The following is a 7,825-nucleotide window of genomic DNA, read 5'->3' as shown; positions in this document are numbered from 1 at the left end:
AATGAATGACAGCGCGATGACCGACAGTGACATGGTCTTCTAAAACTGTTGGCTTGCCGGGATCTCCGTGTAAAATTGCGCCATCTTGAATATTAGTGCGATCGCCAATCTCGATGCGCTCCACATCACCTCTGACTACAGCACCATACCAAATGCTAACTCCTGCAGCTACGGACACCTGACCCATAACTACAGCATTAGGGGCGACAAAGGCAGCAAGAGACAGATCTGGGGGAGGCCAAAAAGATGTCAATATTGGGGTTTTAGGTAGAGGATGATCCACAATTAATCACAATAGGGAGATAATGGTAATTAATACCTTAGGTTTTACATAGGTTTTAGAGTGGGGTCACTTAGACCAACAGCAATAAATACCCAGTTATAATGATGGAGCCATTAGGTAATAGCATATACCTCTAAGGCAATCTTTAGCATTTAATGATTGATTCTAGCTTGCAGTACCCGATATTCGGTTCAGAAATAAAATGTCCTCACTGCCGTCAGATAATTCCGGCATTGACGTTGACTGACACTTACTTGTGTCCACGTCATGGTGCGTTTGAAGCCAACCCAAAAACTGGGGAACTGATTCATTTACAATCTGGGCGTCACTGGCGTCTATGGCAAGATAAATGGTACCGACAGCACACTCATCCTGATGGAATTCGCTTTGAGATTCACGAAGCCCTAGACAAGCTATACACTGAAGGATATCGGGCAACACGGGTGATTATTGCCAGTCGTTATCGGGATTTAGTGAGTGCCTACCTAGAGCGCAGTACCCCCTGGCGAGGGAACTCAGAGTCAGGCCAACCCAGGTTGTATGGCTTGCCGGTAGAATTTAGCCCAGAACCTGAGGAAGAACCTTGTTGGGCAGTGATTAATTTTGATTTGGAAAAAGAACCAGGGGTACCTGTGCGCTACCCTTATTTCCGATTGTTTTAGTGATTGCTAGATTGGTAGATTGGTGAGCACGTGATTAGTGATTAGCGCTTGGTGATTTCAGTACACCTGTTGTTGGTTACAAAGGAATAAGGGTAAAGGAAAAAGGCCAAAGGACAAAACCCATGCATCACGCTTCGATTCGCACAGCCAATATTCATCGCGCGATCGCATTTTATGAGAAGTTGGGATTCACGGTATCTGAACGCTTCACTACCGGCATGACTCTAGCGTGTTGGCTGAAGGGACTGGGGGGACGCTTGGAACTGATCCAAATTCCTGAACCATTACCAGCACCAGATGCCTTTGGGGATGAGCATTATGTGGGGTATTACCACGTGTCTTTTGACCTAACTGATAGCGCTACTGACTTGCCAAGTTGGTTAGAGTGCTTGAAAGAAAGTTTTAAAGAGGCTTCTGAGCAGAACCCAGAGCAGTTTCAACCGTTGAAGGTTCTCTTGGAACCTACCCAACAGATGATCGGTAATCGTGTTTATGAGGTAGCGTTTATCGCTGATACTGATGGTTTACCGTTGGAGTTTTTGTATCTACTAAAAACCTAGACCTAGACATCGGTTTTAGGAAGTGGGGAGTCGGGAGTGGGGAGTCGGGAGTCGGGAGTCGGGAGTAGGAATGCCCTGAAAAAAAAATTACTAGTCTGTATAGCGCTTTTTACGCTAATGAGGTAAACATAATTTTTGCCCTGTTCCCTCTTCCCCTCCTGGGAGGGGTTAGGGGTGGGTTCCTCTTCCCTGTTCCCTGTTCCCAGATCCGCTGTTCCCTAAAACCAGAAACTCTGTACCTCACCAAATTGAAAACCGCTATATTGGTCACTTTTACCTTTTGGCTTTGACCTTGTGCCTTCTTTGCCGTCGTTCTGCTATCGACTGGCGGCGACTTTGTATAGACACAACTTTCGCCTCACTACTCTCTCGTGCCACCCGAATCAACAACCCAGCGGAACACAAACTGGAAATCATCGAACTTCCCCCATAACTAAAGAATGGGAAGGGTAAACCAGTAGTCGGCAGAGCCCCAGAAGCGACACCAATATTCAACAGAGACTGTCCTACAATAAACAGCATTGCTCCAATCGCGATTAACTGATAGACTCGGTTTCTTGCCTTAATAGCTACAATCACCGCTAGGGTCATGTATGTCATCAACAATAACATTAGCGCTATACTACCAGCAAAGCCAAATTCCTCAGCAAAGACAGAAAAGATAAAATCAGTGTGTTGAATGGGTAAATAGAATAACTTTTGTTGGGATAACCCAAAGCCAGAGCCCCAAGTCCCACCGGAGCCAATAGCTAGAAGACTTTGAACCAATTGGTATCCATCTCGCATTGGATCAGCCCAAGGATTTAGGAATGACATCACCCGACGCCGCTGGTAATCCTTAATGCTGATACTGAGTACTGCCAGCAGGACACCACCAAATGCTGTACCTCCCAAGTAAGAAAACGGTAACCCTGCTGCTAGAGCAACTAGCCACAAGGTCATCCCACAAAGTGCTGTTGTACTCAGATTAGGCTGTAACAAAATTCCCACCAACACCACCATAAAAATCCCCAGCCACGTGAAACGAGTCCGCCACTGAAGCCGGTCCCACTGCCCAAATACCCGAGCTGCTTGTAACACTAGAAACGGCTTCATTAACTCTGAAGGTTGCAGGGGAACCGAACCGAAAGATAACCAGCGAGTTGCCCCATTAACCGTTGTGCCCACACCAGGAATTAAAGTCAATAACAGCAGCACCAACAGCCCCAGGACCAACCAATGGCTGATCTTTAGCAAATAACGCAACGGTGATCGCACCAATAGGTTAAATCCCACTAAACCTAAGACTACCCACATCAGCTGTCGCTTGACGTAGTATGTTCCATCCCCTAACTCGACATCTGCGATCGCATAAGAAGCTGAGAAAAGAATTACTATTCCGATCAACAGCCATAGAAACGTTAACCACTTCAGTAACCGAGCACTAACTGCCCAGTCTGTAGTAGAGGGGTTAAATAAGAGAATCAGGTTACGTAGAGCCACGTTTAATCAGGTTGGTTGAAGGTTATGTGGTTGTTCGCGTAGCGTGGCCGAAAGGCCAAGGTTATGTGGTTGTTCGCGTAGCGTGGCCAAAGGCCAAGGTTATGTGGTTGTTCGCGTAGCCTGGCCAAAGGCCAAGGTTATGTGGTTGTTCGCGTAGCCTGGCCAAAGGCCAAGGTTATGTGGTTGAAGGTTGTTCGCGTAGCGTGGCCGAAAGGCCAAGGTTATTTGGTTGTTCGCCTTTGGCCTTTGGTTTCTTGTTTATAGCTTTTCTCATAGTAATGAGGTACACAATCTTTTTTACCTGTTGCCTGTTGCCTGTTGCCTTTTGCCTATTCCCTAACATCCCAAATGTACCTCACCGAATTTAGAAATGCTATATCTTCCCTCTGTTGCCTCTGTTTCCATCCCCCCATTTTCCACCAAAAATCAAAAAGGGGTCGTAGTAGACCCCCTGAAATTTTTTTATAAACAGCTATTATCGAAAAATTATTACAAACCGGTGTTTGTACCTTGCTTACCAGTTGCCAGCTTAACCTTAATAATTTTGCCACCCATTTTCTGGATGCGCTGCTGCTCACGGAACCAGTTATCGTAGGAAACTAGCTTGGTAAAAAAAGTATTCTGTAACTCCCGTTGTGTCCTAATTCTGCTTTGGCTTGGCACACAAGCAGTTATTTCAAACGTCCGCATGAGGTTATTTCTCCTAGTAAAATTCAAGAAAATTTTAATTCTGGTTTGATTCCAATATGTCTAAAAAATCCCCTATCGCCTATAGCGAGGGAATAAATTCGTTAATCGAATATCTCAACTATTCCAAAGTCTGGGAGTTAATTGTCAATACTAGACTGTCAAAACTCCTCTGCTTGACTGACGTGAGCCAGATTCGCCTTTAACAAGCTAGCACTCACAATCAACTTCCCAGACCTTAATTACACAGACAACTACAGGCTGGCGAATTCCATCAACACTAGCTAAGTTAGCTTAAGCCAGAGCAGATGTAGTCAAAGTATACACCCATTTCCTTACCCGCATCAGCACCAACTAAGCTAGCGGTAACTTCCTTCATGCCTTGGATGGAATTGGTGGTATTGCCAATGGGAACACCAAGGGAGTTGTAGGTTTCCTTCAAGCCATTGAGTACCCGCTCATCAAGGATCGATGGGTCACCGGCCAACATCGCATAGGTAGCATAACGCAAGAAGTAATCCATGTCACGGATACAAGCTGCGTAGCGGCGAGTGGTGTACATATTGCCACCTGGACGAGTGCTGTCGGAATACAACAGGGTCTTAGCAACCGCTTCCTTAACGATGGTAGAAGCATTAGCACTAATGGCAGTTGCTGCACGTACCCGCAGCTCACCAGTTTGGAAATAGCCCTTGAGCTTTGCCATAGCGGAGTCGTCCAAATATTTGCCTTGGACGTCGGCAGAGTTGATAACAGCAGTAATTGCGTCTTGCATGATTCTATTTCCTTATTTAACTCAAGTTGTGATTATCGGTTCTACAGACAAACTTTGCCATCATCAGAACACTAGGCCAAGGAGTATTTATTGCCCTACAACAATCCACCAATCACATAGTCGAAGTAAGAGCCAGCTTCAGCAGCATCGTCCCCAGACATCATGCCAGTAGCAATACCCTTCATGCAACGGACGCTTTCGGCAACAGCATCAATGGAGGTACCTAAAGACTTGTACATTTCCTTAGCACCTACCAGACCAATTTCCTCAATTGGTGTGGTATCACCAGCAACAATACCGTAGGTAATCAAGCGTAGGTAGTAATCCATGTCCCGCAGGCAAGTAGCGGTCATTTCTGGACCGTAGGCATTACCACCAGGAGATACCACATCTGGACGCTTTTGGAATAGTTGGTCTCCAGCTTGCTTAACAATTGTCTCACGGGAGCCTGTTAAGGTTTGAGCGATACGTAAGCGCTGCTCACCAGAAGTAACAAAGCTTTTGATACCGTCTAATTCACTAGGGCTCAGATAGCGAGCCTCAGCATCTGCATTCACGATGGATTTCGTGACAATACTCATAGATGGATTCCTCCAGAAAAAAATATTACCAGGTTTTTTAAACTGGCATTTCCAAGAATGAACGCTCTCTAACTAACCTTGCGGTGTAATTAGAGCTTCTGTAGCATTGCAGTTACCTGCAATGTGCCGGGTAAATCGCCGTTCTCGATACGCCGTCGGAACTTCAGCCGACGCACGCCCCAGCAAAACTTGGTTTGGCTAACCCCGCCTAAATCAAAGGCATAAATCAAAGCAGGTTAATCATACACCTAGCTTCCGGGAATATTTTGCTACAGATTGTTGACATTTTTCCTAGCTTCGCAACACATCTTAACATTTTCCCTAATAAAGTTTGAAAGGTCAGTTACAGGTTAGTGGCCTGAGTTAGAGGTTAAAGGTTGAAAGTTTAACCTTTAAGGCTAGTCCAACCTACCGACCACCTCCAAACCTTCAACCTTCAACCTTCAACCTTCAACCTTCAAACCTTCAACCTTCAACCTTCAACCTCCAAACCTTCAACCTTCAACCTCCAAACCTTCAATTTTAAACTTTTAACCTTCAACCTTCAACCTTCAACCTTCAACCTTCAACCTTCAACCTCCAAACCTTCAAACCTTCAACCTCCAACCTCCAACCTTCATAATTCAGACTTTTTACTGACTGAGCCGCTGATAGGGGACTACGTCTTCACCAAAGAAGCGAGAGTATTCTGAACTATCAACCATAGCTGTTACTGCAGCTTCTAGACCTTGTTCCGCCAACAGCTGCTGGTAGGTTTGAACCTCACCATGAGTGTTAGGGGTACGTCCTAGTAAGTGCCGGAACAATAACTCAACTACTTTGGCAGGGGGATAAGCCTGGTAAAACCGCTGACTATAGGTGTTACTAATTGCCAAGGCTTTAACAAACTGCCGCACCGAAATTTCTCCATTGCGCAGTTGACTGTCTAGATGCTGTTGCCGGTATCCTGCTGGTACTGGTTCACCGAATAAATCCAGGACCTGGTCATACATGGCATCAATCACCACTGCGGTTTCGACCTGAGAAATGTTTGGGGTGATGCGGAAAATCCGTGTTGGCTTAGCAGATTTATGATTCAAGGTTGAGTTGTTCCGATTAGAGGAACGACCTACCTTGGCCAGCTCGGAAGGGTTGGTAGCCACCTGCCACTTTTGGGCAGCCATATCTGCGATCGCTTTTCCGGTCAGAGGTAGCTTAGACGAATCCATGCGAGGCTCGACTGGATCAAAGCTTGGTACCACCACATCACTATTCTGCTTGGTCTGCTGATTATACAGCTTCTCGGTGTTCGGGAAATTAGCAGCTGGTAAGGTGGGGAAGCGGCGGTACGGGACGGTATCTTCTCCAAATGCCTGAGCATATTCCATGCCATTGACCATTGCCCCAATAAAGCTCCGAATGCCTTCTGAGGCTAGAATTGCGTTGTAGGTCTGGATTTCCTTCTGAGTTAAGGGGGCACGTCCTAGGAAGTGCTTGGTACCCAGCTCAATCACCTTGGTGTTGGGGTAGGGGGTGTAGAACTCTTTGATGTAGAGATCAGAACAACCTAAGCCTTCAATAAACTCCTTGAGATTAATTTCGCCATTGCTCAGTCGGCTTTCTAGGGAGGTGAATGCTGCTTTGATCAGATAGGGTTCAAGATCCCGCTCAAATATCTGCCGATAAGCTGCTCCAATCAGAACTTTCAACGCTGGCTTATCATTCAGGTCGATCAGCTTAAAGATCTTAGTTTGTTCACGCTGTACACTAACCCCCTGATTAATCCGGAATTCAACTTCCGGTTCGGTGAGCATCTCTTTGCCCATACCCAGCTCAACAAAGCGAGGTACTTTCTCCTCACCCATGATTGCCATTGCTGATGTCACGCTACCAGACACTCCTCCGGTGCGCATTTTTAAACCAGCCGCCGTCACATAGCGCTCATAGGGAACCGTATCTTCCCCAAATGCCTCAGAGTACTCTTTGGTGTTGACAATTGCCTCTACTACACCGTAGAAACCTTTTTTATAGGCAACATCATAGTAACTGTTCATCTCGGAGCGCCCATAGCTAGGACGACCAAGCAAACGTCGGTGGATATATTCAATTGCCTTGACTACATACAATGGTGTCCAGTAACGTTTGCGGAAACCATCAGACTTCGCCAGCATTAGGATAAACTCGCGGACAGTAATTTCACCGTTTTCCAGCCGAGCTTCCCCTGAAGTCAGCCGTTCACCTTCATAGGGCATAAAGCCAAAAACTCGCAGGTAACAGGCACGAATTACCCTTTGAGTAGAGCTTTCGGCAAATTTGATACTCTTGTCTTGTGTACTGGGGATCTGGTCAAGGCGGATCACCTTAGAGCCAAGGGAACCGGGGGACATACCCCTTGCCCCTGGATTACTATTTTGGTTATTGATCCCTGGGCCTTGGTGGATCAGCAGGCGTTTAGTATCTTTGCCAAAGAGAGCGGGGGTGGTAGTAGGATTCCGGGTTTCTTTCGGGAAAATTGCCCCATACTGAATTTCCAACGAGTCATTACCAGAACCATAAACATGTTGGTCAGGCAGGGGTTGCTCGTACTTGGCAAAGGTATTGAGGAACTGGGCATCCTTACGGAAGGGAGCACTATAGCGCAACAAATCTTGCTGCATCCCCCAGTTACGGCATTCTTGAGCCTCTTGACCATAACCCCTCAGATAGGGAACCGTTTCTTCGGCAAAGTAATCCGAATATTCCTGAGAATCCACCAGGGCATCTACTAGAGCGGGTAGACCACCATCGGAAACAATCGAGAAGTAGCTTTGGACTTA

At 46.3% G+C, this 7,825-nt stretch carries 8 protein-coding genes and 1 pseudogene; 2 read left to right on the top strand and 7 right to left on the bottom strand.

Annotated features, from left to right (window positions below; all coding sequences use genetic code 11):
- The coding region (locus F6K20_RS15715; protein WP_502708836.1) for a gamma carbonic anhydrase family protein at nt 1–256 on the bottom strand (256 nt) is incomplete at its 3' end.
- A gap of 182 nt (nt 257–438) precedes the next feature.
- Between F6K20_RS15715 and F6K20_RS15710 the strand changes: the two genes are divergently transcribed.
- Both F6K20_RS15710 and F6K20_RS15705 read left to right on the top strand, forming a co-directional pair.
- On the top strand, nt 439–945 hold the full coding sequence (locus F6K20_RS15710; protein ID WP_044492328.1) for a TIGR02652 family protein: 507 nt from the start codon (nt 439–441) through the stop codon (nt 943–945).
- A 122-nt stretch (nt 946–1,067) separates the two neighbouring features.
- The gene (locus F6K20_RS15705) at nt 1,068–1,505 is read left to right on the top strand and encodes a VOC family protein (protein WP_008180100.1); all 438 of its coding nucleotides are present in this window, start codon (nt 1,068–1,070) and stop codon (nt 1,503–1,505) included.
- Between the two features lie 273 nt (nt 1,506–1,778).
- Here F6K20_RS15705 and F6K20_RS15700 read toward each other — a convergent pair whose 3' ends face one another.
- The 6 genes and pseudogenes from F6K20_RS15700 to F6K20_RS15675 all read right to left on the bottom strand — a co-directional run.
- Nucleotides 1,779–2,987, bottom strand: coding sequence for an FtsW/RodA/SpoVE family cell cycle protein (locus tag F6K20_RS15700; RefSeq protein WP_008180102.1), 1,209 nt, complete (start codon nt 2,985–2,987; stop codon nt 1,779–1,781).
- 2 nt (nt 2,988–2,989) lie between these two features.
- Complete coding sequence (locus tag F6K20_RS15695; RefSeq protein ID WP_267873720.1) at nt 2,990–3,115, bottom strand: hypothetical protein; 126 nt, start codon at nt 3,113–3,115, stop codon at nt 2,990–2,992.
- A 361-nt stretch (nt 3,116–3,476) separates the two neighbouring features.
- On the bottom strand, nt 3,477–3,677 hold the full coding sequence (locus tag F6K20_RS15690) for a phycobilisome linker polypeptide (protein WP_008180106.1): 201 nt from the start codon (nt 3,675–3,677) through the stop codon (nt 3,477–3,479).
- A 286-nt stretch (nt 3,678–3,963) separates the two neighbouring features.
- Nucleotides 3,964–4,449 carry an allophycocyanin subunit beta gene (gene apcB / locus F6K20_RS15685; protein ID WP_008180109.1) on the bottom strand — a complete coding sequence of 162 codons (486 nt, stop codon included), beginning with the start codon at nt 4,447–4,449 and terminating at the stop codon, nt 3,964–3,966.
- Nucleotides 4,450–4,544: 95 nt separating this feature from the next.
- Complete coding sequence (gene apcA / locus F6K20_RS15680) at nt 4,545–5,030, bottom strand: allophycocyanin subunit alpha (protein WP_008180111.1); 486 nt, start codon at nt 5,028–5,030, stop codon at nt 4,545–4,547.
- Between the two features lie 632 nt (nt 5,031–5,662).
- Nucleotides 5,663–7,825, bottom strand: a pseudogene (locus tag F6K20_RS15675) (phycobilisome rod-core linker polypeptide); the annotation flags it as partial.

The organism is Moorena sp. SIO2C4, assembly GCF_010672485.1.
Classification (GTDB): Bacteria; Cyanobacteriota; Cyanobacteriia; order Cyanobacteriales; family Coleofasciculaceae; genus Moorena; species Moorena producens.
Note: the sequence above shows the minus strand (reverse complement) of the source record. Positions and strands in the feature narration are given on the sequence as shown.

Excerpts from the sequence above, each read along its gene's own strand:
- F6K20_RS15710 (WP_044492328.1), top strand. The coding sequence starts at position 439 with ATGATTGATTCTAGCTTGCAGTACCCGATATTCGGTTCAGAAATAAAA.
- apcB (WP_008180109.1), bottom strand. The coding sequence starts at position 4,449 with ATGCAAGACGCAATTACTGCTGTTATCAACTCTGCCGACGTCCAAGGC.
- F6K20_RS15690 (WP_008180106.1), bottom strand. The coding sequence starts at position 3,677 with ATGCGGACGTTTGAAATAACTGCTTGTGTGCCAAGCCAAAGCAGAATT.
- apcA (WP_008180111.1), bottom strand. The coding sequence starts at position 5,030 with ATGAGTATTGTCACGAAATCCATCGTGAATGCAGATGCTGAGGCTCGC.
- F6K20_RS15705 (WP_008180100.1), top strand. The coding sequence starts at position 1,068 with ATGCATCACGCTTCGATTCGCACAGCCAATATTCATCGCGCGATCGCA.